Origin of the sequence: Blastococcus sp. HT6-4 (assembly GCF_039679125.1) — a bacterium.
Lineage (GTDB): Bacteria > Actinomycetota > Actinomycetes > Mycobacteriales > Geodermatophilaceae > Blastococcus > Blastococcus montanus.
Window position 1 is genome coordinate 3,009,343 of the sequence record NZ_CP155551.1, and the last position, 26,672, is coordinate 3,036,014.

The window sequence follows — 26,672 nt, forward strand, 5'->3', positions numbered from 1 at the left end:
AAACAAATTAGGGGTGGGAGTCGCACAGGTCAAGCCGGCACGTCGCGGCGTCGTGAGCGCGTCACCGGCCGCCCCGCACGGCCCCTCGCCCGGCGTGCGCCCCCGGGGCCGCCTAAGGTGCCGTTCCCATGAGGTCCCTGTCGCCGCGGCCCCGTCCGCGCATCCTCGCCGCCACCCCCGCCGGCACCGGCACCGGCACGCGCCGGGGGCCGGTCCGATGACGCTCGTCGCGGGCGTCGACACCTCGACGCAGGCGTGCAAGGTCGTGGTCCGGGACGCCGACACTGGTGAGCTGGTCCGGTCCGGCCGGGCACCGCACCCGCCGGGGACCGAGGTGGCCCCGCAGGCTTGGGAGGAGGCGTTCCGCGCGGCAGCCGCCGAGGCAGGAGGGCTCGACGACGTGGCGGCACTGGCCGTCGGGGGCCAGCAGCACGGGATGGTCTGCCTCGACGACCGCGGCGAGGTCGTCCGCGACGCGCTGCTGTGGAACGACGTCCGGTCGGCCCCGGCGGCCGAGGATCTGATCGGTGAGCTCGGCGACGGCGACGCGGCGGCCGGCCGCCGGGCATGGGCCGAGGCGGTGGGCCTGGTGCCGGTCGCGTCCTTCACCGCGACGAAGCTGCGCTGGCTGGCCGACGCCGAGCCGCGCAACGCCGACCGCACCGCCGCCGTCTGCCTGCCGCACGACTGGCTGACCTGGCGGATCTCCGCCGATCGCGACCTCGGCACGCTCGTGACCGACCGCGGCGACGCCAGCGGCACCGCCTACTGGTCGGCGCGTACCGGCGAGTACCGGCTCGACCTGCTCGAACGAGCCATGCGCGGCCGCCGGCCCGCCGTTCCGCGCGTGGCCGGCCCCGCCGAGCGGGTCGGCGCGCTCGCCGGGTCCGGCGCCGCCCTGGGCCCGGGGACCGGCGACAACGCCGCGGCGGCCCTCGGCCTGGCCGCCCGGCCGGGCGACGTCGTCGTCTCCATCGGCACGTCCGGGGTCGTCTCCGCGGTGACGCCCACGGCCGTCGCCGACGTCAGCGGCACCGTCGCCGGCTTCGCCGACGCCACCGGCAACCACCTCCCGCTGGTCGCCACGCTGAACGCCGCCCGGGTGCTCGACGCCGCCGCCGCACTGCTGGGCGTGGACCACGCGACGCTGTCGGAGCTCGCCCTGTCGGCGCCCTCGGGCGCGGACGGGCTGGTCCTCGTGCCCTACCTGGAGGGTGAGCGGACGCCGAACCTGCCCGACGCCACCGGCTCGGTGCACGGGCTGACGCTGCGCACCTCGACGCCCGCGCACTGGGCGCGCGCCGCCGTGGAGGGCCTGCTCTGCGGGCTCGCCGACGGGATCGAGGCCGTCGTCGCCCAGGGCGTGACCGTCGAGCGGGTGCTGCTGGTGGGCGGTGCCGCCCGCTCCCCTGCCGTGCAGCAGCTGGCTCCGGGCATCTTCGGCCGCCCCGTCCTCGTGCCGCCGCCGGGCGAGTACGTGGCCGACGGCGCGGCCCGGCAGGCGGCCTGGGTGCTCTCCGGCGCCGGCGCCCCGCCGGAGTGGCCGCAGCCGGGCCTGGCGGAGTTCGACGGATCTCCGGCCCTCTCCGTGCGGGAGCGCTACGCGGAGGTGCGCGGCCGCACCGACGGCCAGTAGCGGGACCGCCTGCGCCTCCCTGCTCAGAGCGAGCGGACCACGGCGGCGACCGCGGCGGGGTGCGTCTGCACGGTCATGTGCGCCGCACCGGCTAGCGTCACCAGCCGGCCCTGCGGCGCGGCCGCCACGACCCGCTCCGCCCAGTCCGCCGGGCACAGGGCGTCGCGGGTGCCGCGGAGCACGACCACGGGCGCCGGCACGCCGGCCAGCCGGCGGTCGATCCGGTCCGGCGAGGCGGTCCGCCAGAGCGCGGCCATGGCCCGTGGCCCGGTGTGCAGCCACTGCCGCACGATCAGCGGCACCTGCCACCAGGGCTCGGCGAGCGCCGTCCGGAGCCACCGCCAGGCCAGCACCCGGAACCGGCGCATGCGGGGGTCGGTCGTCGGCCCGCACAGCACCAGGCCGGCCACCCGCGGGTCCGCGGCGGCCGCGGTCACCACCTGGCAGCTCTGCGAGTGCCCGACCAGCACCACCGGGCCCTCGGGCAGGGCGGCCCGCAGCCGCCCGGCGAGCTCGTCGACCGACGGGACCGCCGCCGCCTGCCCCATCCCGGGCAGCACGACCACCGCGCCCGGAAGTTCCTCGCGCAACCTGCGCGACGAACGTTCATCCAGCCCCAGACCGGGAACGAGAACGACCGAGACCGAAGGCGACACCCCGACGGGTCTACCGGCCCGGCCGCGGCTCCGCGAACGCAGCCGGGAGCAGGCACGCAGCGTGTCCTGCATCTCACAGGGGGCACCCCGGAGCGGCACGGGCCGAAGTGGGAGGATGGAAACATCATGACGACATCACCAGCGCAGGCGCCCGCCCAGACAGACCCTTCCAGCGGGCGGCCGCGCGTCGTCATCGTCGGCTCCGGCTTCGGCGGCCTGTTCGCCGCGCGTGCGCTGGGCAAGGCGCCGGTGGACATCACCCTGATCGCCAAGACGGGCCAGCACCTGTTCCAGCCGCTGCTCTACCAGGTGGCCACCGGCATCCTGTCCGAGGGCGAGATCGCCCCGGCCACCCGCGAGATCCTGCGCCGACAGAAGAACGCCCGGGTGATCCTCGGCGAGGTCACCGAGATCGACGTGGCCGCCCGCACGGTCAGCTCCGAGATCCTCGGCCGGAAGACGGTGCACCCGTACGACGAGCTGATCGTGGCGGCGGGCGCCGGCCAGTCGTACTTCGGCAACGACCAGTTCGCCGAGTTCGCACCCGGCATGAAGAGCATCGACGACGCCCTCGAGCTGCGCGGCCGGATCTTCGGCGCCTTCGAGCTGGCCGAGATCGCCACGGACCCTGCCGAGGTCGACCGGCTGCTCACCTTCGTCGTCGTCGGGGCGGGCCCGACCGGCGTGGAGATGGCCGGCCAGATCGCCGAGCTGGCCCGCCGCACGCTGCGCCGCGACTTCCGCAACATCAACCCGACCGGCGCGCGCGTGATCCTGCTGGACGCGGCTCCCGCGGTGCTGCCCTCGTTCGGCAAGAAGCTCGGCGAGCGGGCCCGGCGGCAGCTCAACGACATCGGCGTCGAGGTGCAGCTGGGCGCCATGGTCACCGGCGTCGACGCCGACGGCCTCGAGGTGAAGGACACCGACGGCCAGGTCCGCCGGATCCAGGCCGCCACGAAGATCTGGGCCGCCGGCGTGCAGGCCAGCGAGCTGGGCCGGATCCTGGGCGAGCAGACCGGCGCCGAGGTCGACCGCGCCGGGCGCATCTCGGTCGAGCCCGACCTGACCCTTCCCGGGCACCCCGAGATCCACGTGGTCGGCGACATGATGGCGCTGGGCAAGCTCCCCGGCGTCGCCCAGGTGGCCATCCAGGGCGGGCGCTACGCCGCGAAGGCGATCGAGCGGCGGGCCGCCGGCAAGCCGGTGCAGGAGCCGTTCGAGTACCACGACAAGGGCTCGATGGCGACCATCTCTCGCTTCTCGGCCGTCGCCGACATCGGGAAGTTCAAGTTCAGCGGGTTCATCGCCTGGGTGCTGTGGCTGGTCGTGCACCTCATGTACATCGTGGGCTTCAAGAGCCGCGTCACCACGGTGCTGCACTGGATGGTCAGCTTCCTCGGCCGTGGCCGGTCGGAGCGGGTGGCCACCCAGCAGCAGGTCTACGGCCGGCTGGCCCTCGAGCAGCTCGGCCCGAACTGGGAGGTCTCCAAGACCGGCGGGCCGAAGAACACCGACCCCGAGAACGAGGACATCACCCAGCGGGACTCCGCCTGATCGACCCGCGCCCGGCCGGGTGAAATTCCGCCCGGCCGGTGCCTATCCGCCCAGGGACGGGTAGGCGGCTCCTGTGGCAGGGCGACGGGGTCAGGAAAGTGCAGCGCGCTCGCAGGCGCCCCTCTGGCTGTGGCCGGCGGTGGCCGCCGCGGTCGCGGCCGCGGCGGGCTGGGCCCTCGGCATGGTGGAACCCCGCGGCGGATTCCTCGCGGCCCTGTGGCCGGCCGACACCAGCGCTGCCGCCACGCTCCTGCAACTGGTGGCCACGGCCGCGGTCACCATCACGACCCTGACGTTCAGCATCACCATCGTGGCGCTGCAACTGGCCTCCCAGCAGTTCTCGCCCCGGCTGCTGCGCGACTTCGTCCGCGACGGGGTCACCAAGCAGGTCCTGTCCGTCCTGACCGCGACCTTCGTCTTCGCCATCTCCGGTCTGCGCGGGGTGAACAGCTCTCAGCCGGTGCCCACGCTGGTGTGCCTGGTCGCCGCGCTGCTCGGCGTCACCTCCGTCGGCGCGCTGCTGTCCTTCATCAGCCACATGGTGCGCATGCTGCGGGTCGACACCATGATGACCCGGGTCCACGACGACGCCCGGCGGGCCATCGAGACGTTCTACGGTCCGCACACCGGCCACGGGCAGCGGTCCCCCGACGAGCTGGACCTGGACACGGTCGCCGGGCGGCTGGTGACGGCATCCCGCAGCGGGTTCGTCGAGGTGGTCGACACCGACACCCTCGTGGACGCCGCCCGCAGCCACGACGCCGTCGTCCGCGTCGAGGTCCGCCCCGGTGACCTGGTGACCGTGGGAACCCCGGTCGCCACCGTCTGGTCGGCGGGCGAGGAGATCGACGACGCCGTCCGGACAGCGGTGGTGCTGAACAACGAGCGCACGATCGACCAGGACGCAGGCTTCGGGTTCCGACAGCTCGAGGACATCGCGGTGAAGGCCATGTCCCCGAGCATCAACGACCCGGTCACCGCCGCGACGGCCATCGGCCACATGGGCGATCTGCTCGTCCGGCTCACCAGCCGGCACCTCGGACCCACCCTGCACGACGACGAGGACGGCGTCGGGCGGGCGATCGTCCCCGATCGGGACATGCGGTACTACCTCGACCTGTCCTGCGGGCAGGTCGCCCGCTTCGGCGGGAGCGAACCCACGCTGGTCACCGCGCTGCTCCGGATGCTCCGGGACGTGGGGGTCGCCTGCCGGGACGACGAGCAGCGGGCCGAGGTCGCCCGGGCCGCCGAGCTGGTCGCCGGGGAGCACTCCCCGGAGTGGAGCCCGACGGACACCGTGACCGTCCGGCTCCATCGCGACCAGGTCACCGCGGCTCTCGAGGGTCGGCTCGTCGACGCGTTCGCCGACCGCGCCGGCGAGACCCGCTCCATGTGAGGGGCCCGATCACTCTCGGCCCAGCCACCACTCCAGGGCCGTCACCACACCCTCGGGGCGCACGACGTGGCCGCCGTCGAACTCGTCGTAGGTGACGTCGTAGCGGGAGCTCGCGAAGGCTGCCGCCAGCCGTCGACCGCACCGCTCGACCGGCAGCACCCGGTCACCGATCCCGTGGGTGATCCAGATCCGCGGCTGCCCCACCCGCGCCGGCGGGTCGGCGAAGCCCGGGGAGAAGGCGAGCACGGCGTCGAACAGGTCGCCGTTGGCCGGGCCGAGCGACAGGGCGTAGGAGGCGCCGTCGGAGAACCCGCCGACGGCACAGCGGCCGACCGGTGCCCGCTCGGCGACCTGCGCGAGGGCGGCGTCGAGGACGGCGACGTCCCGGCCGAGCCGCCCGGCGAGCAGGTCCCAGGTCGCCGAGCCGGACTGCGGAGCCAGCACCAGCACCCCCCGGTCGACGACCGTGCGCCCCAGCGCCGCCAGGCTCTGTGCCGGGTTCCCGCCCGCACCGTGGAAGAAGACCAGCAGGGGCCGCGGCACGGGCTCGCCCGGGGGGACGGCGAGCAGGACCTCCGCTCCCCCGCCCAGATCGAGTTCGTGGATCCCCGCCGGCCACGGCTCCCCCGGGGCCGCCTGCACCGGCCGGCTGTCGAGGCGGCCGTCGGCGTGCGCCGGCACGGTCACTCCCCGTATGCGGCGACGGGCACGTGCTCGTCGGCACGTTCGAGGTGCAGCGGCTGCAACGGCCTGGTGTCGTCCAGGTACAGGAACGCGTCGTAGCGCTCCCCCAGCACGGTCGGCACGTAGTTGCCCCACTTCTCCCGCGACGGCCGGTAGACCACGCCGATCGCCCGGTGGTCCAGCCGGGTCCGCAGCCACCCCGGCTGCCGGACGCGGGGGAAGACGAGGAGCGCGTCCTCGCCCAGTGCCTCGTGCAGCCGGGCCTCGAGGCTGCCCGGCCGGGCCGGGGGCACGGCCATGCGCTCCATCTGCGCGCCCCACTCGCGGCCGGCGACCACGCCGCCGCGGTATCCCCCGAAGCCGACGAGGACGACGTGGTCGGTGCCGTGGCGCTCGCGCAGCAGCTGACCGACGTTGGTCATGCCGTGGGCGGCCATGTCGGTGGCGCGGGCATCGCCGATGTGGGTGTTGTGCTCCCACACGACCGCCTTGGGTCCGGCATGGTCGAGCAACCGGTCGAGGGTGTCGACCATGTGCTCGTCGCGGACGTTCCACGACTCGGCGGAGCCCCGCACCATGGCGCGGTAGTAGCGCTCGGCGTCGACGACCACCGCGGCGTTCTGCTCGGCGGCGAAGCGCCCCTCCGCGTCGAGGTCCGACTCCCCGTCCCCGCGCCGCTCGCACAGCGAGCGCAGCAGGTCCACGGCTTCCTGCTCGCAGGAGTCCGGGGCGAAGCGGCTGGCGAAGGCGTACTCCGCGCCGTCCTCACCGAACGGCTCGAAGCAGGCCAGCGCCTGCTTGGCCTGCTCGACGTGCCCGGGCTCGTGCTCGGCCAGCCAGTCCACCAGTGCGTGCATCGAGTCCCACAGGCTGTAGACGTCGATGCCGTAGAAGCCGACCCGGTCGTCCTCCGGGCGGGCGGTGTTGTGGTCCCGCAGCCAGCGGCAGAACTCGACGACCTCGTCGTTGGCCCACATCCAGGTCGGCCAGCGGGTGAAGGCGTCGAGTGCGTCGCGCGGGTCCTCGGCGGCGCCGGGCCGCAGCTGCACGCTGCGGCCGACCCGGTAGCAGTCGGGCCAGTCGCCCTCGACCGCGACGAACCCGAACCCCTTCTCCTCGATCAGCCGCCGGGTGAGGGCCGCCCGCCAGGCGTAGTACTCGTGCGTTCCGTGGCTGGCCTCCCCGATCGCCACGATCCGGGCGTCGCCGATCCGGTCCAGCAGCGGGTCGAGGTCCTCCGGGGTGCGCAGCGGTGTCGCCAGGGCCTGGATCTGGTCGTGCATCGGGTCAGGCATCGGGGCTCCCCTCTCTCACGATCGCGGCGGTCACCTGCCGCAGATCACCGGTCCGCCGCCAGACGGCACGCTGGCGCACGGCCGAGGTACCCCGGCCGAGCAGCCGGTGCACAAGACTCCGCACCTCGTCCTCCTCGTCCCGGTCGGCGAGGTCGTCCGCGAGCTCGTCGAGCAGGCCGTCGACGGCGGTGCGCGCGTCGACGACCGCTCCGGCCACGGGGTCGACCAGCTGCCCGGTGAGGCCGTCGCGGGCGGCCCGCCACCGGGCCGCCCGCAGCAGCTCGGGGCGGACGACCGGGACCGGCTCGTCGCGCCCGGCGCGGGCGGCGAGCACCCGCACCAGCGAGCGGACCAGCGCGGCGTGCAGGACGGCGTCGTCGAGGTCGGTGCAGACGTCGGCCAGCCGGAACTCCACGGTCGGCAGGTGCGACGAGGGCCGCAGGTCCCAGTACAGGTGGGAGGCGTCGGCGACGACGCCGCAGGCGACCAGGCCGTCGACGAGCTCCCGGAACCGGGCCGCCGAGCCGAGCGGTTCGGGCGCCCCCGTGTTCGGCCAGCGCCCCCACCACAGCGTCCGGTAGCTCTCGTAGCCGGTGTCGGCGCGGTCGTGGAACGGCGAGCTTCCGGTCATCGCGAGGAGCAGCGGCAGGTAGGGGCGGGCGCGGTCGAGCACGGCGACGGCGGTGTCGAGATCCGGGACGCCGACGTGCACGTGGCAGCCGGTGATGTCCTGCCGGGCCGCCAGGCCGGCCCACCGCTGCACCATCGCCTCGTACCGCGGCGCCGGGGTGAGCACCTGCTGCCGCCACCCGGCCGAGGGGTGGGTCGACGCCGCGAGGAGGGCGACGCCCGCGCCGGCGGCGGCGGCGTGCGCCTGGGCCCGGGTGGCCGCCAGCTCCGCCCGCAGCTCGCCCAGCGTGCGGCAGATGCCGGTGGCCGTCTCCAGCTGGGTCGTGCTGATCTCGGGGTGGACCCGTTCACCGAACTCGTGCCGGAGCACGGCGTCGGCGAGGCCCGGGCTGGGGGTGAGCTCGAAGGTCTCCGGGTCGACGAGGTGGAACTCCTCCTCCACGCCGACGGTGGCACCCGCGGCGGCCGGGGGACGACCGGTGGTGGACTGCACGCGCGCTCCTGTCCAGGACGCGGCGCCGAGACGTGCGGCGCTGCGCGAGGCCCCGGGCACCGGAGGTCGGCTGCGATCCAGCCGCACCGGGCACGGTACGGCCGGGACACCACGCCCGCACCCGGGCCGGGGGCCCCATGCGCGACCCACCCCGACCGGGCCGCACGGGTCCCCGGTGTCCCGGCCGAGGTGTGCGACGAGCAGGATGGGCGGCGACAGGAGGTGGGCCACGGTGTACTCGGGGCAGCGGACGCCCACGTCGCTCCTGGCGGCGCTCTACGCCATCTGCGGGGTGCTGTGCTGGATCGGCGCTGCCCTGCCCATGCACCCGGAGACCCCGGTCCGTCTGCTGTGGGCGCTCGGTGCCGTCGGACTCGGCGCCGGCGCGGGGCTGTGGTGGGGCGCAGCCCGACTGCGCCCCTGGGTGCTGCACGTCGCGCTCGCGCTCGTCTCGGTCCTCGTCGGCGTGCTCGCCTGGCGCTCGGCCACGGCCGTGGGCGTGATCGGGCTGGGCCCGGTGCAGATCTCCGTCGGGCTGTACGCCGCGCACTTCTTCTCCCTTCCCGCAGCCCGGCTGCACGCCGCCTTCGCGGTGCTGTGCGCGGGCCTCGGCGCCTGGGCCGCCGCACCGTCGGGCTTCCTGGCACCCTGGATCGCCCTCGCGGTGTCGGTCGCCGCGCTGACCGAGGCGCAGGGCCGGCTGGCGCGACGGCTGCGGACGGCGGCCGGCACCGATCCGCTCACCGGCATCGCCAACCGGAGGGCGTGGGAGGAGCAGGCCGCCCGGCACCTGGCCCGCGCCGCCCGCAGCGGCGAGCCGCTGAGCTTCGCGATCCTCGACCTCGACGACTTCAAGGAGGTCAACGACCGCGACGGCCACAGCGCCGGCGACGACCTCCTCCGCGAACTCACGGCGACCTGGAGCCGCCGGCTGCGGAAGGCCGACCTGCTCGGCCGCTACGGCGGCGACGAGTTCGTCCTGCTGCTGCCGGCGACCGACGACGACGGCGCACGTCAGGTGATGGACCAGCTCGACGCCACGCACCCGTTCACCTGGACCGTCGGGCTGGCCACGGCCCGTCCCGGCGACACGCTCGACACGGTGCTGGCCCGCGCCGACGCGCAGCTGTACCGGAGGAAGCGCGGCCGCATCTCCTGAGCGCCGGTTCCACCGCGACCGTTCAGCCGCGCCGCCAGTCGTCGCTGTCGAGGTGGGAGCCGGCCATGGGCCCCATCCGCAGCATCCCGCCGTCGACGGCCCAGGACGCACCGGTGACGTAGCCGGCGGCCGGCGAGGCCAGGAAGGCGACGACGGCCGCGACCTCGCGGGCGTCGCCCGGCCGGCGCAGCGGGACGCCGGGCCGGTCGTGCCTCGGCGCCGTCGGGTCCTCGTCCTCCTGCCCGGTCATGGGGGTGGCGATCTCGCCCGGCGCGACCGCGTTGACGGTGATCCCGTGCTCGGCCAGCTCCAGGGCGGCGACCTGGGTGAGGAGCCCGAGGCCACCCTTGGCTGCGCAGTAGCCGGCCGCGCCCACCCGCGGAGCGTGCTCGTGCACGCTGGTGATGTTCACGATCCGCCCGCCGGTCCCGGCGGCGACCATGCGCCGGGCGGCGCGCTGGAGGCACAGGAACGCCCCGTCGAGGTCGGTGGCCAGCACCTCGCGCCAGGTGTCGTAGTCCAGTTCCAGCAGCGGGGTCATGTGCCCGGTGCCCGCGTCGTTGACCAGCACGTCGACGCGACCGAGCGACTCGGCCAGCTCGTCGACCACGTCGGCGGCGCCGGGCAGCCGGGTCAGGTCGAGGTGGCGGACCTCGGCGCGACGGCCCAGGGCGCGCACCTGCTCGGCGGTGGCCTCCCCGGCGTGGGCGTCGCGGTACCAGGTGATCCCCACGTCACAGCCCTGCTCGGCGAGGGCCACGGCGACGGCCCGCCCGATGCCGGACTCGGAGCCGGTGACGATCGCGACGCGTGGAGGGCCGGCCATGGCCCCACGCTAGGTCGGTGGGCCGGCGTGCGCAGCGCCACGCGAAAGCTCGTCTGCCCGGCCGGAACCTGGGTACCCGGACGATCATGACCGGCTCCAGGAAGACGTCCCGCGCACTCGTCGGCATGCTCTCCGCCCTCTTCCTCACCACGACCGGCTGCGTGGTCATGGACACCTCGGGCGGGCCGGTCGGCTCGGCGACCGGCCCCGCGCCCCAGTCCCCGCCCGGTGACGCCCCGGACGCGGGTGCCGAGGAACGGATGGCCCGCGCGATCTTCGACCGGGTCAACGACGAGCGGCGCGAGCGCGGCATCGAGCCCGTGGAGTGGAACGACCAGCTGGCCGAGGTGGCCCGAGAGTGGAGCACCGCCATGGCCGAGAACGAGCAGCTGGAGCACCAGGACGTCCGCGAGGTGCTCGGCCGGGACGAGCTCGAGGGCTTCGCGGGCCTGGGCGAGAACATCTTCACCTCCTCCGGCCCGGTACCCATCGGTGTCGCGCACGTGGGGTGGATGCGCTCGGACGGCCACCGGGTGAACGTGCTCAACCCTGGCTGGAACCGCCTCGGGGTCGGGGTGCACTGCGCGCCGGACGGATCGGTGTGGGCGGTGCAGGAGTTCGGGCGGACGGTGGATGCCGACCGACCGCCGCTGAGCGAGGAGCCACCGCCGGCCGAGCCGATCGCCCGCCCGGAGGAGGACGGTCCCTCCTGCGAATGACGGGCCGCCCGTGACCACGTCGGGGAACGACCGCGAGGATGCGCCGGCCCTCGCCCGGCGCCTCGCGGCCGCGCAGGAGCGGGTCCGGTACCTCAGGCGCCGGCTGGCGCAGCGGTACGACCGGGTACCCCGCCCGGTGCGCCGGTTCGTCGGTTGGCTGCGCAGCCCGGAGTTCGTGACGACCAGTTCCAGCCTGGCGTTCTACGCGATGGTGTCGCTGCCGCCGATGGTGCTGCTCGGCTTCTGGATCGCCGGATTGTTCGTGGATCGGGCGAGCCTCGCCGACCTCGGCGCCGAGGTGGGCAGCCAGGCCCCGGAGAGCCTGCCCGTCGCCGACATCCTGAATGCCCTCATCGACGTCGCCGCCCGGACCGGGCCCGTCGCGGCGGTGGCGGCGATCTGGCCCGCCACCACCTACGGGGCCGCGCTCGCCCGCGGGTTCAGCGCGATCGCGCCGCAGTCCGAGCGGCGCATCCGCGGGTGGCGGGGGCGGCTGCTGGCGCTGGCGATCGTGGCGGCGCTCCCCTTCGCCATCTTCTCCGGACTGGCCGCCGTGTACTTCGTGCCGCGGCTGCTCGGAGGCGGGATCTGGCTACGACTGGCCCTGGGCCTGGGCACGTTCCTGGTGCTCGGCCTGGCCATCGCGCTGATCTACGAGCTGTACCAGTTGCGGGACACCCGCTGGACCGACGTCGCGGTGGGCGCGGCGACCGCGACCGGGCTGGTCGCGCTCACGACGGCCGGGTACCTCGTCTACCTCGAGTTCGCCGATTTCACCGAGCGCTACGGCGCCACCGCGCTGGCCACCGCCGTGCTGCTCGGCCTCTGGCTGCTGCTGGGCAACGCCGCGCTGCTCACCGGCTACCGGGTCATGTCGCGGCGGGCATACCGGCGGTCGGGGCGGCGTCCTCCGCAGCCCGGCTGAACCGCCGCCCCCACTCCCCCAGCAGGTCGCGCAGCTCCGGTCGGGAGACGACGGTGCACTCCGCGCCGACGACGCCGATCGCCAGGGCGGGCCAGCTCAGGTCGTCGGCCGCCATCCGGATCCGGCAGGCATGCTCCCCGTCGTCCTCCACGGTGGCCCACGCCCCGATCCGCTCCCGCACCGGCCCGGCCGGGGCGGCGATCCGGACCTCGACGGCGTACCAGCGGCCCCGGGGACCCATGCCCGCCCGCACGAAGGCCTCGGCGTCCTCGGCCGGTAGCTGCCGGGGGGCGAAGCGCACTCCGGTCGTCGTCGGATCGGCCAGCCGATCGAGGCGGAAGCTGCGCCAGGCCCCCCGCGCGGTGTCGTAGGCGACCAGGTACCAGCGACGGCCCAGCGCCACCAGGGCGACGGGCTCGACCAGGCGGTCGCTGTGCACGCCCGCGCTGTCGGTGTATCCGAAGGTGAGCCGCTCGGTGTCGCGGCAGGCGTGGGCAACGGTGGTCAGCACGCCGGGATCGACCGTCGGGCCCGTGGCCCAGGCCGCCGTGGTGGTCACGGCCCGGAGCGCATCCGCCCGGCGCCGCAGCCTCGCCGGGAGCACCTGCACGACCTTGGTGAGGGCGCGCAGCGACGCCTCGCCCATGCCGGCGACCGCCGACTGGGCGGCCGACTGCAGGCCGACGGTGAGGGCGACCGCCTCGTCGTCGTCGAGCACGAGCGGGGGGAGCACGGCCCCCCGGGCGAGGCGGTAGCCGCCGTCGACGCCCGGCTGCGCCTCGACGGGGTAACCGATCTCCCGCAGCCGTTCGACGTCGCGGCGCAGCGTGCGGACCGACACCCCGAGGCGGGCCGCCAGCTCGGCCCCCGACCAGTGCCGGCGGCTCTGCATCAGCGAGAGCAGGCGCAGCGTCCGGCTCCCGGTGTCGGCCACGCGGACAAATCCTTCCCTATCGCGGCCAGAACCTGGCACCGATGGTGCCTAGCGTCGGTACCGACCGGATCGGCACGACGGAAGGCAGCACGATGACCGACACGACCACCCTCACCGCGGAGCGCGCCGACCTGCTGGAGACCCTGGCGGTCCACCGGAGCTTCCTGCGGCACACCGTCCAGGGCCTCACCGACGAGCAGGCGCGGCAGCGGACGACCGCGAGCGAGCTGACCCTCGGCGGGCTGATCAAGCACGTCGCCGGTACCGAGGAGGCGTGGGCCCACTTCGTCGTGGGCGGCCCGCAGGCGATGGCGGGGCCGGACGACGCGGCGCAGGCCGAGGCGTGGGGCGAGGGGTTCCGCATGGGCCCGGACGAGACGCTCGCGGGCGTGCTGGCGCGCTACGAGGAGGTCGCGCGGCGGACCGACGAGCTGGTGCGGACGCTGCCCGACCTCGACGCCGCCCACCCGCTGCCCGCGGCGCCGTGGTTCGAGCCGGGCGCGGTCCGGTCCGCCCGGCGGGTGTTCCTGCACATCGTGGCCGAGACCGCCCAGCACGCCGGGCACGCGGACATCCTGCGGGAGTCCCTGGACGGGCAGAAGACGATGGGCTGAGTCACCCGCCGGCCGCGAGCGCATCGACGCGCGCCACGGCCGCGTCGCGGGCGGCAGCCGCATCGGCCGCCTCGCGCTCGGCCGTCCGGCGCCGGCGCTGCGCGCGCGACAGGTCGTCGGCGACCCCGCCCGCCTCCTCCTCCACCCGGGCGAGCTCCGCCGCCAGCTCGTCGACCCGGGCCTGGAGCTCGGCGCGGCGGGCGTCGAGCCGGTCGGCCGTACCGCGCGCCTGCTCGGCCGCGGCGGCCGCCTCCTCCGCGACCGCCGCCGCCTCCTCGGCAGCGCTGCGGGCCTCGGCGAGCTCCCGGAGCCGGCGCTCCTCGGCCTCCCGCCGTCGTCGCTCCTCCTCCCGCCGCCGGCGCTCGGCGGCCGACTCGCCGCGGGGGCGGGCGGGGCGGGCCGGCGCCGGCTCGGCTGCCGGAGGGCGCACCAGGCGGAGGTCCGCCCGGGCCGGGGTGCCCATGCCGCTGTAGGACATCGCAGACGTGAGCCGGCCGGTGAGCAGCGCCTCCCCCGCCCCTGGGTCGGTCATCGCCGCGCGGAGGGTCTCCTCCACCTGCGCGGCGATCGTCGAGCTGACCGCGTGCCCGCGTTCGCGGGCCAGGGCCGACGCCTGGCGGGTGAGCGCGGTGAGCAGCTGGGCGCGCTGCCGGTTGAGCGCCTTGAGCTCGTCGCCGGCGAGGTTCTGCTGGGCGTCGCGGAGCAGGCCGCCGAGCTCGACCAGGCCCTCGATCTCCTCGCGGTGGCCGTGGACCAGCAGGTTGCACACCCAGGCGGGGGTCGACGGCTTGGGCAGCGCGCCGATCGCCTTGGCCAGCGCCTTGTCGCCGTCCGCCTTCGCCTCGTTCTGCCGGGCGGTGCGGACGGCGACGAACTCCTCCGGCGCGACCTCGTAGAGTTCGTCGGCCACCTCGTCGAGTTCCACCACACCTCCTCGAGTGCTACGGACTCGTGGTCATCAGCCCCTGATCACCACGAGTTCGTAGCACTCGGCGTTCCGCTGGTCAGCAGCAGGCGGCGGCCGGCTGCTCCTCGGTGCGGCAGCAACTGCGGTCACCGGCGACGGCGGAGAGCTCGGCGTCGGTCTGCCCCTCGAGGTCGGGACGGGCGTCGGCCTTGACGGTGTAGACCTCCCACGGCTCGCCGCCGGGTCCGGTCACCCAGACCTTGTCCTGGACGGCGTAGCAGCAGGTGGTGTCCTCCTCCGGCCGGGTCGCCAGGCCGGCGTCGGCCAGCCGGCCGGTGGCCGCGGTGACCTCGTCGGTGCACGACACCTCCACGCCGAGGTGGTCCATCCGGGTCGGCTCGCCGGCCGAGCCCTCGAGCAGGACCAGCTTCAGCGGGGGCTCGGCGATGGCGAAGTTGGCGTAGCCCGGCCGGCGCTTGCCCGGGGTGGCGTCGAACAGCCGGGAGTAGAAGTCGACGGCGGCGTCGAGGTCGGCGACGCGGAGGGCGAGCTGGACACGGGACACGAGGGCCTCCTGAGAGATCGAGACATCGACGGTCATCGATGTGCAAAGCAGAATGAACACCTGACATCGATGCTTGTCAATACGATGCTCGTCGTTATGATCGACGCCGAAGTCCTACGGCGAGGAGAGACCGCATGAGCGACCCCGGCCTGGCGTGCTGCACGCCGCTGTCCGGCACGGCGATGAGCACCGAGCAGGCCGAGCAGATCGCGCCCCTGCTCAAGGCGCTGGCCGATCCCGTCCGGCTGCGGCTGATCAGCCTGATCGCGTCGAGCCAGGGCGGGGAGGCCTGCGTCTGCGACCTGAACGACGCCTTCGACCTCACCCAGGCCACGATCAGCCACCACCTGAAGGTGCTGCACTCGGCTGGGTTGCTCGACCGCGAGAAGCGGGGGGTGTGGGTCTACTACGCCGTCCGCCCGGCCGCGCTCGCCGCCGTCGCCACGCTCTTCACCCAGGCGGTCCCGGCGTGAGCGACGCGATCCGCGAGACCGCCCGGCCCGACGTCCCGGCCGATGCCCCGGTCCTGCAGAAGCTCTCCACCCTCGACCGGTTCCTGCCGGTCTGGATCGTCGCGGCGATGGCCCTCGGCCTGGGGCTGGGCCGGCTCGTCCCCGGCCTGGACGACGCGCTGGACGCGGTGCGGGTCGGCGACGTCAGCCTGCCGATCGCGATCGGGCTGCTGCTGATGATGTACCCGGTCCTGGCCAAGGTCCGGTACTCCGAGATCGACCGGGTCACCGGCGACCGGAAGCTCCTGGCCGCCAGCCTGGTGCTCAACTGGGTGCTCGGCCCGGCGCTGATGTTCGCGCTGGCCTGGCTGCTGCTGCCCGACCTGCCCGAGTACCGCACCGGCCTGATCATCGTCGGCCTGGCCCGCTGCATCGCGATGGTCCTGATCTGGAACGACCTGTCCTGCGGCGACCGCGAGGCCGCCGCCGTCCTGGTCGCGATCAACTCGGTCTTCCAGATCATCGCCTTCGCCGCGCTGGGCTGGTTCTACCTGCAGGTGCTGCCCGGATGGCTCGGCCTGTCGACGACGTCGGCGGAGTTCAGTGTCTGGGCGATCGTCGTCTCGGTCCTGGTGTTCCTGGGCATCCCGCTCGTCGCCGGCTTCCTCACCCGCACGCTGGGCGAGCGCCGCAAGGGCCGCGCCTGGTACGAGGAGCGGTTCCTCCCGCGCATCGGCCCGGTCGCCCTCTACGGGCTGCTGTTCACCATCGTGATGCTCTTCGCCCTGCAGGGTGACGCGATCACCTCCCAGCCCTGGGACGTCGCCCGCATCGCACTGCCGCTCCTGGCCTACTTCTTCCTGATGTTTGGCGGCTCCTTCCTGCTCGGCATGCAGCTGGGCCTCGGCTACGCGAAGACGGCGACGCTCGCGTTCACCGCGGCCGGCAACAACTTCGAGCTCGCCATCGCCGTGGCCATCGGCACCTTCGGCGTCACCAGCGGGCAGGCCCTCGCCGGCGTCGTCGGCCCGCTGATCGAGGTCCCCGTCCTCGTGGCGCTGGTCTACGTCTCGCTGTGGGCCGCCCGCCGCTGGTTCCCCGGCGACCCCACCGTCCCCGCCTCGATCCGGAGCGCCCGATGATCCCCAGTGTCCTGTTCGTCTGCGTGCACAACGCCGGCCGGTCCCAGATGGCCGCCGGCTGGCTGCGGCACCTCGGCGGCGACGGGGTCGAGGTCCGCTCGGCCGGCTCGATGCCGGGTGACCAGGTGAACCCGGCCGCCGTCGAGGCGATGGCCGAGGTCGGCATCGACATCTCCGACCAGCGGCCGAAGGTGCTCACGACCGATGCGGTGGAGGCCTCCGACGTGGTCATCACCATGGGGTGCGGCGACGCCTGCCCGATCTTCCCCGGCAAGCGCTACCTGGACTGGCAGCTGGAGGACCCGGCCGGCAAGGGCGTCGAGTCGGTGCGGCCGATCCGCGACGAGATCGAGCGCCGCATCCGCGGGCTGCTCGACGAGCTGGGGGTCAGCTCTCCCGCCTGAGCAGGAAGAGGAACGGGTCGGGCAGGCCGCGCAGGTCCATGAGGCCGAGCACGGTGCGGCCGTCCACCCGCCGGAAGACGTCGATGATCGGCAGCGCGTCGTAGACCATCGCGGCCGTGACGACGCCGCGGTGCTCGACCGCCCGCAGCCGGGCCTTCGGCCTGGTCGTGGTGAGCAGCGGGCGGACGGCGCGGAACGCCGCCCGCGCCGCCCGGGAGTGCGCGAGGCCGGGGAGGTCGCGCAGCACCCGGACCGGGATCGGCGCCGGGTCGACCGGGCGCGGGCCCGACCGGGTGCCGAACAGCAGCGGGTGCGCCGTCTCGGCGTCGACGAACTCCTTGCCGTACCAGCCGTAGGACTCCAGCAGCCCGTCCAGCGGTGAGCCGGTGGGCACCCCGCTCCCCCGCCAGCGGCCGGTCATCTCGTCGACGGCCACCGGCCGGGCATCGTCGAACAGCCCGAGCGCCTCGTCGCGGGAGATGCCCCCGGCGGCCCGCGCCAGCACCTGGTCGCTGCTCGTCGATCCCGGGTTCATGCCACCGGGCGCTCGAAGGTGACCAGCACGCCCTCGACCCCGCCCGGACCGATGCGGCCCCTGACCTCGACGGAGGTGATCGCCTTGAGCTGCCAGCCCTTGCGGGCGTGGTCGTTGAGCACCTTCTCCAGCTTGCCGCCGGACATCTTGCCGCCGATCAGCCCCTCCCGGAGCTCCTCGACCTTGTACTCATAACGCGCTGCCATCCCGCTGCTCCGTCCGTCGTCGCCGGTGGTGCAGATCAGCCTGCCAAGGTCGAGGACTGCCGTCGACCCCGGCGGCTGACCCACGCACCGGAGCTCTCAGACGATGGCGACGGGATCGAGCATCGACCCGGTGGTGCCCTCGATCTTCAGCGGCAGGGCGACGAAGAGGAACTCGTACACCCGCTCGCGGGAGATCTCCTCGAGGTAGAGGGACTCGAAGAGGTAGATGGCGTTCTCGATGAGCAGCAGCGTGTGCACCGGCTGCGGATTGGCCGGCGTGCCCGGGTCGGGGGCAGGCTGGACCTCGAAGGTCTCCGTGTCGCTGCCCGCCGCGACCACCCCTTGCTCCAGCAGCCAGCGCGCAGCGCTGATGTCGGGGCCGGCCGTGACGTGACGGGCCAGGCCCTCCGGGTCGGGCCACTGGCTCAGGTAGCCGGACCGGATGAGGACGACGTCCCCCGCACGGACGGTCACGCCCTGGTGCTCGGCCACGGCCCGCAGCTCGTCGGCACCCACGGGGTCGTGCGCCGGGAGGGCCTCGATGCCTCGGAACGCCGGCACGTCGAGGAGCACGCCACGGGTGATGAACGGTGGCAGCTTGGCGCCGTCACCGAGCTTCGGCCCGCGGTCCCCGAGGTGCTCCCGCGCGTTGCCCCCGCCGTACCAGTGATCGTCGTCACCGATGGTCATGTGGGCGAGCGCGTCGACGTGCGCGCCACTGTGGGACGTACCGCTCACCGTCTCGGCCATGTAGCCGAGGCTGACCTCGTTCCGCGGCCCCCACGGCTGCTCGCCGTCGCCGCGCAGGCCGACGGGGGTGCGATACATGCTGACCTGGAAGGGCGGGTGGGAGCCGAACAGCGGCATACCGGTGTAGCGGGGCAGCGCCAGGGAGTAGGTGGTCCCGCGGGTCGGCAGGGCCAGCGCCGCGAGCAGGTCCTCCGGCCGCTGTCGCGCGGCGGGGCCGCGCTCCGGGTCGACGGGTGCGGTCGGGTGGACGGGTGCGGTGGGGTCGGCCTCGGGCGTCACGGGATCGGGGTCCTCTCAGGTCGGTCGCGCAGCCAGGCGGCTGCGATCCGTTCGGCGGTGGTCTCGAGCAGGTCGGCCGCGTGCCGCATGCTCCGCTGGGGGTCTGGTTCGAGCTCGGTCAGGGTGTGGACGTCGTCGATGCCGAGCTCGCGCAGCCGGTCGAGCCTGACGGTGCTGCGGCCGGCGACGGCGACGACACGGGCACCGGCCCTCGCTGCGGCGGCGGCCACGCCGATCGGCCCCTTGCCGTACAGGCTCTGCTCGTCCAGCGAGCCCTCGCCCACGATCACCAGGTCGGCGCCGGCGACCGCGCGGGCGAAGCCGCTCAAGTCCAGCAGCGTGTCGATGCCCGATCGCACCTCGGCGCCCAACAGCGACGCGGCCCCGAAACCGAGGCCGCCGGCGGCGCCCGCCCCCGGAAGGTGCCGCACGTCGCGGCCGGTGGCGGCGGCCACCACGTCCGCCCACCGGGCCAACGCCCGGTCCAGCAGCGCGACGGTCTCCGCGGTCGCACCCTTCTGCGGGCCGTACACCGCGGCCGCGCCGGAGGGACCGAGCAGGGGGTTGTCGACGTCGCAGGCCACCACGACGGTCGCGTCCACCAGGCGCCGGTCCAGGTCGTCGAGGTCGAGCCGCACGACGTCCAGCAGGGCGGCCCCACCCCTGGGCGGCGCCTGCCCGGACGCCGTCCAGGCCCGTGCACCGAGCGCCGCCACCATGCCCGCTCCGCCGTCGCTCGTGGCGCTGCCACCGACGGCGAGCACGATGCGGCGGGCTCCCCGGTCCAGCGCGTCCCGGACGAGCTCCCCGACGCCGTAGGTGGAGGCCGTCCGGGCGGTGCGGTCGTCCGGCGCCCCACCGGGCAGCCGGCCGAGACCCGCGACCGCGGCCATCTCGACGAGAGCGGTGCCCCCGCGCAGTGCATACGTCGCCGTGACGAGCCGCCCCGTGGGGCCGCTCACCTCTCGGGACACCGGCCGGAACCCGTGCGGGAGGACCATCTCGACCGAGCCCTCCCCGCCGTCGGCGATCGGGTGCTCGGCCACTCGGGCGCCCGGAAGTCGCCGGCGGAGACCCCGAGCGAGGGCAGCAGCGGCGCCGGCGGCGGTCAGCGAGCCCTTGAACTTGTCGGGAGCCACCACGATCAGCGGGGAGTCCGGGACCACGGGACAGGTGGCGGACACGTTCTGCTCCCTCCGTGTTCCCAAGCGACGCCGGGTGACGCTACGCTCGATAATCGAGAACCATCCTAGGGGGAGGGCCCCATGGCGACACAAGCAACATCGGCGATCATCACCTGCGCCCCGACGGGCGCGATCCACACGCCGACCATGTCCCCGGCCCTGCCGGTGACGCCGGAGCAGATCGCCGAAGCGGCGCTCGGTGCCGCGTCGGCCGGCGCGGCGATCGTGCACCTGCACGTGCGCGATCCGCAGGACGGCCATCCGGTGCAGGACCCGGGACTGTTCAAGGAGGTCCTGGCGATCGTCAAGGACCGCTCCGACGTGGTCATCAACCTCACCACCGGCGGCAGCCCGCAGATGACGGTCGACGAGCGCATCGCACCCGCCGTCGAACTGGCCCCCGAGCTGGCCTCGCTGAACATGGGCTCGATGAACTTCGGCCTCTTCCCGATGCTGGACCGTTACCCCTCCTTCCAGCACGAGTGGGAGCGCCGGCACCTGGCGAACAAGGACGTCGTCTTCAAGAACACCTACGCCGACATCGAGCGGATCCTGAAGCTCTGCGGCGACCAGGGCACCCGGTTCGAGTTCGAGTGCTACGACACCGCACACCTGTATAACCTCGCGAACATGCTCGATCGCGGGCTGGTGCGACCACCGCTGTTCGTCCAGACTGTCTTCGGCCTCCTCGGCGGCACGGGCAACGACTTCGAGGACCTCGCGCACATGCGGCGGACGGCCCAGCGGCTGTTCGGGACCGAATGGGAGTGGTCGGTCCTCGGTGCCGGATCCGGGCAGATGCGCCTCGGCACGATCGCCCTGTCCCTCGGCGGGAACGCCAGGGTCGGGCTCGAGGACTCCCTGTGGGACGGTCCCGGCACGCTGGCCGAGTCCAACGCCGCCCAGGTGGAGCGGATCACCGCCATCGCACGTCTGCTCCATCGCGACGTCGCCTCTCCGAATGAGGCGCGGCGACGCCTCGACCTGCGAGACTCGACGGCCCGATGAGGGTCGTCCGAGAACAGCGGGACAGGATGGTGGGATGAGCCAGAGCGAAACGAGCTCCGACTTCGGTGGCGAGCTGCTCTCGGCGACCGTGAAGCGCCTGGTCCTGGATCGCATCGTCCAGGGGCACTACCAGCCCGGCGAGCGGATCGTGGAGTTCAAGCTGGCCAAGGAGCTGGGACTGAGCCAGTCCCCCGTACGCGAAGGGCTCCGCGAGCTCGCCGCCGTCGGCATCGTCACCATCCACCCGCGCCGCGGCGCCCGCGTGCGCCTCCCCAGCGCCAAGGAACTGGCCGACGTCAGCCTGGTGCGCGCCGAGATCGACGCGCTGGCCGCCCGCCTGGCGGCCGACCGCATCTCCGACGGCAGACTCGACGTCCTCCAGGGGCTGATCGAGGACATGCTCACGCGACTGGACGCCGGGGACTTCTCCGGCGTCACCGATGCCGACGTCCGCTTCCACCACCTCATCGCCGAGGCATCGGAGAACCACGCCCTCGTGCGGGCCTTCGAGCAGCTGGCTCCGTTCGCCCGGACCTTCATCACCCTGACCCTGCCCGACGTGGACGTCCGGGAGATCGTGCTGCAGCACCGTCCGATCCTGGACGCGCTGCGGGCGCGGGACGCCGGGCGCGCGGCGGAGTCCGCCCGGGCCCACCAGCTCTCGGTCAGTGACCTCCTGCAGACCCACTTCCCCGCCGCGCTCGGCGACCCGGCCCAGTCACAGGAGAGCACCGTCCGCACCTGATCGCCCTCCGCCCGGCGGAGGCGCAGACGCGTCCAGTGCCACTGTCGATTATCGAGAGACCTTGACGGCACACCACCGTAGCCCCTAGTTTCGATAATCGGTGATGTACCTCACGCCATCGCGCTGCGTGCACCGACCGACCGCCGGGGCCACCCACGATGCACCTGGAGAACCACGAATGACCGAGACGATGCAAGCCCTGGTGGTCCTGGAGCCCGACGTCCTGGAGATCCAGCAAAAGCCCGTTCCCGAACCAGGGCCCAACGAGGTCCTCGCCCGGGTACGGGCGACCTCGATCTGCGGCACCGACGCGCACCTGATCCGTGGCGACTACCCCGGTTTCTGGCCGCCGGCATTCCCCTTCACCCCGGGCCACGAGTGGGCCGGCGAGATCGTGGCGCTCGGTCCGGGAGCCGAGGCCTTCGGCTGGCAGGTCGGCGACCGCGTCGCCGGCACCAGCCACAACGCCTGCGGCGCCTGCCAGAAGTGCGTCGAAGGCCAGTACAACCTCTGCGAGAACTACGGGAAGCCCGGGCTGCACGCGCAGTACGGGCACAACGTCCAGGGCGTCGATGCCACCTACGCCGTCCACAACGTGAAGTGCATCTTCCGGCTCCCCGACGAGGTCTCCTTCGACGAGGGCGCGGTCGTCGACCCGGCGAGCATCGCCCTGCACGTGGCCCGCCGCGGCAACATCAAGCCCGGGGACACTGTCGTGGTCACCGGCGCCGGGGCGATCGGCCTGCTGGCCGGCGACGCGGCCTTCATCTGCGGCGCCGCCCGGGTGGTCGTGGCCGGCCGCGGCCAGCGCCTGGAGAAGGCGGCGGCAATGGGCTTCGAGACGGTCGACACCAATGCCGGGGACCCGGTGGCCGCGGTTCGGGAGCTGACCGGCGGACTGGGCGCCGACGTCGTCCTCGAGTGCGCCGGCGTGCCGGACACCCTCACCTGGGCCATGGCGATGCTGCGGCGGGGCGGCCGCTGCGCCATGGTCGGCATCCCGACCGAGGACGTCGCGCTGCGCATGCAGGCCCTCGTGCTCGATGAGCTGGAACTGGTCGGCTCGCGCGCCTCGGCCGGCGAGATGCGCCGGGTGATGCCCTTCGTGGCCAACGGCCGGATGCGGGTCGGGGAGCTGATCACGCACAGCTTCCCGCTCGCGGAGTACGAGCAGGCGCTCACCGTCTTCAACGACCGATCCAGCGGAGCCATCAAGATCATCATCCACCCCTGACCGGTCGACCCCGGAAAGGACGGCGACGATGCCGAAGTACTACCGGCCGACCACCCGAGCCGACGCGCTCGCCGCGCTCGCCGAGGGCGGTGAGCGCGCACGGCCCCTCGTGGGCGGCACCGACCTCCTGGTCGGGCTGCGGCACCACACCGTCGAGCCGGACCTGCTCGTCGACCTCAAGGCCGTGACCGACCTGCCCGGACCGGTCGTCGTCACCGACGACGGGGTGCAGTTCGGCGCTACCTGCACCCTCGGCGAGCTGGTCGCCCATCCCGTGGTGCGGGAGTGGTATCCGGCGCTGGTCGAGGCGTCGGTCACCGTCGGCTCCGTGGCCATCCGCAACCGGGCCAGTCTCGTCGCGAACTCGTGCAACGCCTCGCCCGCGGCCGACACCGCTCCCCCGCTGCTCGTGCACGGGGCACGCGTGACGATCGCCTCGCTGGACGGGGACCGCAGCGCCTCGCTGGACGAATTCTTCCTCGGCCCGCGGCGGACGCTCTGCGGACCCGGCGAGCTGGTGACCCGGATCGAGCTGCCCCGGCCCGGACCAGGTGCGGGATCGGCCTTCCGCCGACTCACCCGGCGGCGGGGCGTCGACCTCGCCACGGTCAGCGTGGCCGCCGGGGTCGGCCCGGACGGCGGGCTGGTGCTGGGAATGGGCGCGGTCGGACCGCGGCCGCTGCGCACCGAGGTGCCGGGCCCGGTCGACCTGGCCGACGACGCCGCCCTCGAGGAAGCCGTCGACCGGCTGGTGTCGGTCGCCACCCCGATCTCCGACGTCCGGGGCAGCCGCGAGTACCGGCTCGCGACGCTCCGCGTCCTCACCCGGCGCGCGATCCTCGCCGCGGCGGCCCGACGCAACCCCAGGGAGATGGCGTCATGACCACCAACGACCACGTCGTCGATGACGAGCTGCAGACCGTCACGCTGACCCTGAACGGCAAGGCGCGGACGGTCGCCGTCCCCGCGCACCGCACACTGCTCGACGGACTCCGCGAGGAGGCCGGGCTGCCGGGCACCAAGAGCTGCTGCGCCGAGGGAGAGTGCGGTGCGTGCACCGTGCTGCTCGACGGCAAGGCGGTGAACTCCTGCCTCGTCCTGTGCGTCGAGGCCGAGGGGCACGAGGTCACCACCGTCGAGGGGCTCTCCGCCGACGGGCTGACCGACCTGCAGGAGGAGTTCCTCAACGCCGGCGCCGTGCAGTGCGGCTTCTGCATCCCGGGACAGGTCGTCTCCGCGGAGTACCTGCTGCGGAACAACCCGTCCCCCGACGAGGCGGAGATCCGCGAGGCGCTGTCGGGCAACCTGTGCCGCTGCGCCGGCTACCAGCGCATCGTGGCCGCGGTACAGGCCACCGCCGTCCGGAGGGCGGCGCAGTGACCACGGCCCCGGAGCGAGCCATCCAGCAGCGGGACGAGCTCGGCCTGCCGTCGGATCTCCACCCGCACGGGCAGGTCGGCCGGCCGGTCCTCCGGTACGGCGGCGGCGACCGGACGTCCGGCGCCCAGCAGTTCGTCGCCGACCTGCGGTTCCCCGGCGCGCTCCAGGTCGCCCTGGTGACGGTGCCGGTCGGCTGCGCCGACGTGCTCGGCATCGACACCACGGCCGCCCGGTCCGTCCCCGGCGTCGTCGACGTGGTGACCGCGGCGGAGCTGCCCTCCCCCGTGCCGCGGTTCGGCGTCTCGCACACCGACCGCCCGCTGCTCGCGGACGGCCGGGTCAATTACCACGGCGAACCCGTCGCGGCGGTGCTCGCCGAGACCCTCGACGCCGCCCAGGCAGCCGCGCGCGCCGTGGTCGTCGACTACCGGGAGCTGCCGGGCGCCTACTCGCTCGACGCCGCTCTGGCTCCCGACGCGCACCTCGTCCAGGCCCCCGCAATCCGCCCGGGGGATGCCCTCGCCGACACCAACGTGCTCGAGGAGGCGCACTACGCCTGGGGCGACATCGCGGCGGAAGAGGCGCGCGCCGACGTCGTCGTCGAGAACACCTACACGTTCCCCATGGTCACGCACTTCCCGATCGAGCCGGGCGGCACCGTCGTCGTCCCGACCGACCAGGGCGGCCTGGACGTCTACTCCCCCGTGCAGCACCCCTACCTGCTGCAGCGCACCATCGCCTCGGTCATGGGGTTGCCACTGAACCAGGTGCGCGTCTTCGCGCCCGACCCCGGTGGCGGCTTCGGCGGCAAGCAGAACCCCAAGCTCGAGCCGCTGATCGCCTTCCTCGCGCTGCGCACCCGGCGGACCTGCCGGATCGTGCTGTCGCTGGAGGAGACCTTCCAGAGCATGCGGCGCGCCGGCTGCCGGATGACCGCCCGCACCGGCTTCACCTCCGACGGTGAGCTCACCTTCCACCGCGTGGAGGCCGACTTCCAGATCGGCGCCTACGCCGACGTGGCCCCGCGCGTCATGGGCAAGGGCAGCTACGTCGCGGCCGGGCCCTACCGCATCCCGGGGGTGCGGATCGACGCCCGCGCCGTCATGACCAACACGACGCCGAGTACCGCCTTCCGCGGCTTCGGCAGCCCGCAGGTCTCCTGGGCGTTGGAGTCGCAACTCGACGCCGGCGCCCGGGAGCTGGGCCTCGACGGCCTGGAGATCCGGCGACGCAACCTGGTCGCCAAGGGTGAGGCGTTCGTGCGCGGCGAATCCGCCGCCGCGGCCGACGGCGAGTGGCACCAGAGCCTGGAGAAGGCCGCCGAGCTGATCGGCTGGGGGACGCCGCTGCCGCCGAACCGCGGCCGTGGCATCGCGGTGGGCATCAAGCCCGGCGCGACCTCAGGTCTGTCGCAGAGCCTCGTGCGCCTGCTGTGCGACGGCAGCGCGATCGTCTACGCGGGCACCTCCGACATGGGCCAGGGCGCGCGCACGCTGTGGCAGCAGATCGTCGCGGACGAGCTCGGCGCGCGGCTGGACCAGGTGACCGTGGTCAGTGGCGACACCGGCACGGTGCCGTTCGACCTGCAGACGTCAGCGAGCCGGTCGACGGTTTTCATGGGCTCGGCCGTGCTCGAGGCCTGCCAGGACGTGCGTCGGCGGGTGCTGGAGCTGTACGCCGATTCGACGGGCGTGGCCGCCGGCGAGCTCGAGGAGAAGCCGGGCGTGCTCGTCACCCCCGACGGCGAGGTGAGCCTGCCCGAGGCGGCCCGCCAGGCACTCGGGTCGCTGCGCGGCGAGTTCATCGGCCAGGGAACCCGGCGGCTGCGCGGCAAGAGCACGCACCCGCTCGGCGGCGACGCGGCCTTCTACGAGTTCAACGCCACCGCGATCGAGGTGGAGGTCGACCGCGAGACCGGCGAGCTGCTGCTCACCCGGCACGTCACGGTCAGCGACGTCGGCACCGAGCTCAACCCGCTGCAGGTGGTCTCCCAGGACGAGGGCGCGGCGATCATGGGGCTGGGCCACAGCCAGATGGAGCAGCTGCTGCTCGACGAGCACGGCCGGATCCGCAACCTCGGGGCACTGGACTACCGGATCCCCACGTTCAAGGACGTCCCGCTCGAGCTGACCAGCGCCGCCGTGGAGAACCACGACGGCCCGGGCCCGTACGGCTCGAAGGGCATCAGCGAAGGCGCCCTGCTGTGCACCGCCGGCGCGCTCGGCGCCGCGGTCACCGACGCCACCGGCGTCGTCATCCGCGACCTCCCGCTCACCCCCGAGCGGGTGTGGACGGCGCTCCAGGACGCCGCCACCGACTGACCCCGTCGCCCGGAGGGGCGAGGACGGCGGACCCCGAGG

28 protein-coding genes are annotated in these 26,672 nt (G+C 74.0%); 16 read left to right on the plus strand and 12 right to left on the minus strand.

All coding sequences use genetic code 11. From position 1 onward, the window contains the following. The first annotated feature begins 217 nt into the window (after positions 1-217). Complete coding sequence (locus tag ABDB74_RS14325) at positions 218-1,636, plus strand: FGGY-family carbohydrate kinase (RefSeq protein WP_346619360.1); 1,419 nt, start codon at positions 218-220, stop codon at positions 1,634-1,636. Positions 1,637-1,659: 23 nt separating this feature from the next. Here the strand turns inward: ABDB74_RS14325 and ABDB74_RS14330 are convergent, their stop codons facing one another. Beyond that, the gene (locus ABDB74_RS14330; protein WP_346619361.1) at positions 1,660-2,364 is read right to left on the minus strand and encodes an alpha/beta fold hydrolase; all 705 of its coding nucleotides are present in this window, start codon (positions 2,362-2,364) and stop codon (positions 1,660-1,662) included. A 54-nt stretch (positions 2,365-2,418) separates the two neighbouring features. Here ABDB74_RS14330 and ABDB74_RS14335 point away from each other — a divergent pair, with 54 nt between their 5' ends. Further along, the gene (locus ABDB74_RS14335; protein ID WP_346619362.1) at positions 2,419-3,846 is read left to right on the plus strand and encodes an NAD(P)/FAD-dependent oxidoreductase; all 1,428 of its coding nucleotides are present in this window, start codon (positions 2,419-2,421) and stop codon (positions 3,844-3,846) included. A gap of 73 nt (positions 3,847-3,919) precedes the next feature. After that, on the plus strand, positions 3,920-5,242 hold the full coding sequence (locus ABDB74_RS14340) for a DUF2254 domain-containing protein (protein ID WP_346619363.1): 1,323 nt from the start codon (positions 3,920-3,922) through the stop codon (positions 5,240-5,242). A gap of 9 nt (positions 5,243-5,251) precedes the next feature. Here the strand turns inward: ABDB74_RS14340 and ABDB74_RS14345 are convergent, their stop codons facing one another. Genes ABDB74_RS14345 through ABDB74_RS14355 form a run of 3 tightly spaced genes read right to left on the minus strand, consistent with a single transcriptional unit; the run spans position 5,252 to position 8,344 of the window. Next, positions 5,252-5,923 carry a phospholipase gene (locus tag ABDB74_RS14345; protein ID WP_346619365.1) on the minus strand — a complete coding sequence of 224 codons (672 nt, stop codon included), beginning with the start codon at positions 5,921-5,923 and terminating at the stop codon, positions 5,252-5,254. A 2-nt stretch (positions 5,924-5,925) separates the two neighbouring features. Further along, complete coding sequence (locus ABDB74_RS14350; RefSeq protein ID WP_346619366.1) at positions 5,926-7,221, minus strand: erythromycin esterase family protein; 1,296 nt, start codon at positions 7,219-7,221, stop codon at positions 5,926-5,928. Beyond that, entirely contained in the window at positions 7,214-8,344 is a 1,131-nt protein-coding gene (locus tag ABDB74_RS14355) for a glutamate--cysteine ligase (RefSeq protein WP_346619368.1), read from the minus strand. Before ABDB74_RS14355 ends, ABDB74_RS14350 begins: the two co-directional genes overlap by 8 nt. Positions 8,345-8,576: 232 nt before the next feature. Between ABDB74_RS14355 and ABDB74_RS14360 the strand changes: the two genes are divergently transcribed. After that, positions 8,577-9,503 (plus strand): GGDEF domain-containing protein, encoded by a 927-nt coding sequence (locus ABDB74_RS14360; RefSeq protein ID WP_346619369.1) that lies wholly within the window; start codon positions 8,577-8,579, stop codon positions 9,501-9,503. A 22-nt stretch (positions 9,504-9,525) separates the two neighbouring features. Here the strand turns inward: ABDB74_RS14360 and ABDB74_RS14365 are convergent, their stop codons facing one another. Further along, positions 9,526-10,329, minus strand: a complete 804-nt coding sequence (locus ABDB74_RS14365) for an SDR family oxidoreductase (protein WP_346619370.1) — start codon at positions 10,327-10,329, stop codon at positions 9,526-9,528. An 86-nt stretch (positions 10,330-10,415) separates the two neighbouring features. Here ABDB74_RS14365 and ABDB74_RS14370 point away from each other — a divergent pair, with 86 nt between their 5' ends. After that, positions 10,416-11,048, plus strand: a complete 633-nt coding sequence (locus ABDB74_RS14370; RefSeq protein ID WP_346619372.1) for a CAP domain-containing protein — start codon at positions 10,416-10,418, stop codon at positions 11,046-11,048. A 10-nt stretch (positions 11,049-11,058) separates the two neighbouring features. Beyond that, on the plus strand, positions 11,059-11,973 hold the full coding sequence (locus tag ABDB74_RS14375; RefSeq protein ID WP_346619374.1) for a YhjD/YihY/BrkB family envelope integrity protein: 915 nt from the start codon (positions 11,059-11,061) through the stop codon (positions 11,971-11,973). Here ABDB74_RS14375 and ABDB74_RS14380 read toward each other — a convergent pair. Further along, positions 11,918-12,907 carry a YafY family protein gene (locus tag ABDB74_RS14380; RefSeq protein WP_346619375.1) on the minus strand — a complete coding sequence of 330 codons (990 nt, stop codon included), beginning with the start codon at positions 12,905-12,907 and terminating at the stop codon, positions 11,918-11,920. The two genes, ABDB74_RS14375 and ABDB74_RS14380, sit on opposite strands and share 56 nt — an antisense overlap. A 92-nt stretch (positions 12,908-12,999) precedes the next feature. Here ABDB74_RS14380 and ABDB74_RS14385 point away from each other — a divergent pair, with 92 nt between their 5' ends. Further along, entirely contained in the window at positions 13,000-13,521 is a 522-nt protein-coding gene (locus ABDB74_RS14385) for a DinB family protein (RefSeq protein WP_346619377.1), read from the plus strand. A 1-nt stretch (position 13,522) separates the two neighbouring features. Here ABDB74_RS14385 and ABDB74_RS14390 read toward each other — a convergent pair whose 3' ends face one another. Next, entirely contained in the window at positions 13,523-14,446 is a 924-nt protein-coding gene (locus ABDB74_RS14390) for a hypothetical protein (protein ID WP_346619378.1), read from the minus strand. A gap of 79 nt (positions 14,447-14,525) precedes the next feature. Beyond that, a complete protein-coding gene (locus ABDB74_RS14395; protein WP_346619379.1) occupies positions 14,526-14,993 on the minus strand; it encodes an ArsI/CadI family heavy metal resistance metalloenzyme in 468 nt (155 codons plus the stop codon). A 134-nt stretch (positions 14,994-15,127) separates the two neighbouring features. Between ABDB74_RS14395 and ABDB74_RS14400 the strand changes: the two genes are divergently transcribed. Genes ABDB74_RS14400 through ABDB74_RS14410 form a run of 3 tightly spaced genes read left to right on the plus strand, consistent with a single transcriptional unit; the run spans position 15,128 to position 16,991 of the window. After that, positions 15,128-15,466: a metalloregulator ArsR/SmtB family transcription factor gene (locus tag ABDB74_RS14400; protein ID WP_346619381.1), complete on the plus strand. Its 339-nt coding sequence runs from the start codon at positions 15,128-15,130 to the stop codon at positions 15,464-15,466. Further along, entirely contained in the window at positions 15,463-16,587 is a 1,125-nt protein-coding gene (arsB, locus tag ABDB74_RS14405; protein ID WP_346619383.1) for an ACR3 family arsenite efflux transporter, read from the plus strand. Before ABDB74_RS14400 ends, arsB begins: the two co-directional genes overlap by 4 nt. Beyond that, on the plus strand, positions 16,584-16,991 hold the full coding sequence (locus tag ABDB74_RS14410) for an arsenate reductase ArsC (RefSeq protein WP_346619385.1): 408 nt from the start codon (positions 16,584-16,586) through the stop codon (positions 16,989-16,991). Before arsB ends, ABDB74_RS14410 begins: the two co-directional genes overlap by 4 nt. Here ABDB74_RS14410 and ABDB74_RS14415 read toward each other — a convergent pair. The 4 genes from ABDB74_RS14415 to ABDB74_RS14430 form a co-directional block, all read right to left on the minus strand. Beyond that, positions 16,975-17,526 carry a DUF4334 domain-containing protein gene (locus ABDB74_RS14415; RefSeq protein ID WP_346619387.1) on the minus strand — a complete coding sequence of 184 codons (552 nt, stop codon included), beginning with the start codon at positions 17,524-17,526 and terminating at the stop codon, positions 16,975-16,977. The genes ABDB74_RS14410 and ABDB74_RS14415 overlap by 17 nt on opposite strands. Next, positions 17,523-17,732, minus strand: coding sequence for a DUF4177 domain-containing protein (locus ABDB74_RS14420; RefSeq protein WP_346619388.1), 210 nt, complete (start codon positions 17,730-17,732; stop codon positions 17,523-17,525). Before ABDB74_RS14420 ends, ABDB74_RS14415 begins: the two co-directional genes overlap by 4 nt. 96 nt (positions 17,733-17,828) lie before the next feature. Continuing rightward, positions 17,829-18,761 carry a cyclase family protein gene (locus ABDB74_RS14425; protein ID WP_346619389.1) on the minus strand — a complete coding sequence of 311 codons (933 nt, stop codon included), beginning with the start codon at positions 18,759-18,761 and terminating at the stop codon, positions 17,829-17,831. Next, positions 18,758-19,945 (minus strand): glycerate kinase, encoded by a 1,188-nt coding sequence (locus ABDB74_RS14430; protein ID WP_346619390.1) that lies wholly within the window; start codon positions 19,943-19,945, stop codon positions 18,758-18,760. Before ABDB74_RS14430 ends, ABDB74_RS14425 begins: the two co-directional genes overlap by 4 nt. Positions 19,946-20,026: 81 nt before the next feature. Between ABDB74_RS14430 and ABDB74_RS14435 the strand changes: the two genes are divergently transcribed. The 6 genes from ABDB74_RS14435 to ABDB74_RS14460 all read left to right on the plus strand — a co-directional run bounded on the left by ABDB74_RS14435 (position 20,027) and on the right by ABDB74_RS14460 (position 26,633). Next, positions 20,027-20,953 carry a 3-keto-5-aminohexanoate cleavage protein gene (locus ABDB74_RS14435; protein ID WP_346619391.1) on the plus strand — a complete coding sequence of 309 codons (927 nt, stop codon included), beginning with the start codon at positions 20,027-20,029 and terminating at the stop codon, positions 20,951-20,953. Positions 20,954-20,987: 34 nt separating this feature from the next. Further along, on the plus strand, positions 20,988-21,698 hold the full coding sequence (locus ABDB74_RS14440) for a GntR family transcriptional regulator (protein WP_346619393.1): 711 nt from the start codon (positions 20,988-20,990) through the stop codon (positions 21,696-21,698). 178 nt (positions 21,699-21,876) lie between these two features. Continuing rightward, on the plus strand, positions 21,877-22,932 hold the full coding sequence (locus ABDB74_RS14445) for an alcohol dehydrogenase catalytic domain-containing protein (protein WP_346619395.1): 1,056 nt from the start codon (positions 21,877-21,879) through the stop codon (positions 22,930-22,932). A 28-nt stretch (positions 22,933-22,960) separates the two neighbouring features. Continuing rightward, positions 22,961-23,815, plus strand: coding sequence for a xanthine dehydrogenase family protein subunit M (locus ABDB74_RS14450; protein WP_346619397.1), 855 nt, complete (start codon positions 22,961-22,963; stop codon positions 23,813-23,815). Further along, on the plus strand, positions 23,812-24,312 hold the full coding sequence (locus ABDB74_RS14455) for a (2Fe-2S)-binding protein (protein ID WP_346619399.1): 501 nt from the start codon (positions 23,812-23,814) through the stop codon (positions 24,310-24,312). The genes ABDB74_RS14450 and ABDB74_RS14455 overlap by 4 nt, the downstream gene beginning before the upstream one ends. Next, positions 24,309-26,633: a xanthine dehydrogenase family protein molybdopterin-binding subunit gene (locus tag ABDB74_RS14460; protein ID WP_346619401.1), complete on the plus strand. Its 2,325-nt coding sequence runs from the start codon at positions 24,309-24,311 to the stop codon at positions 26,631-26,633. The genes ABDB74_RS14455 and ABDB74_RS14460 overlap by 4 nt, the downstream gene beginning before the upstream one ends. Positions 26,634-26,672 lie beyond the last annotated feature (39 nt).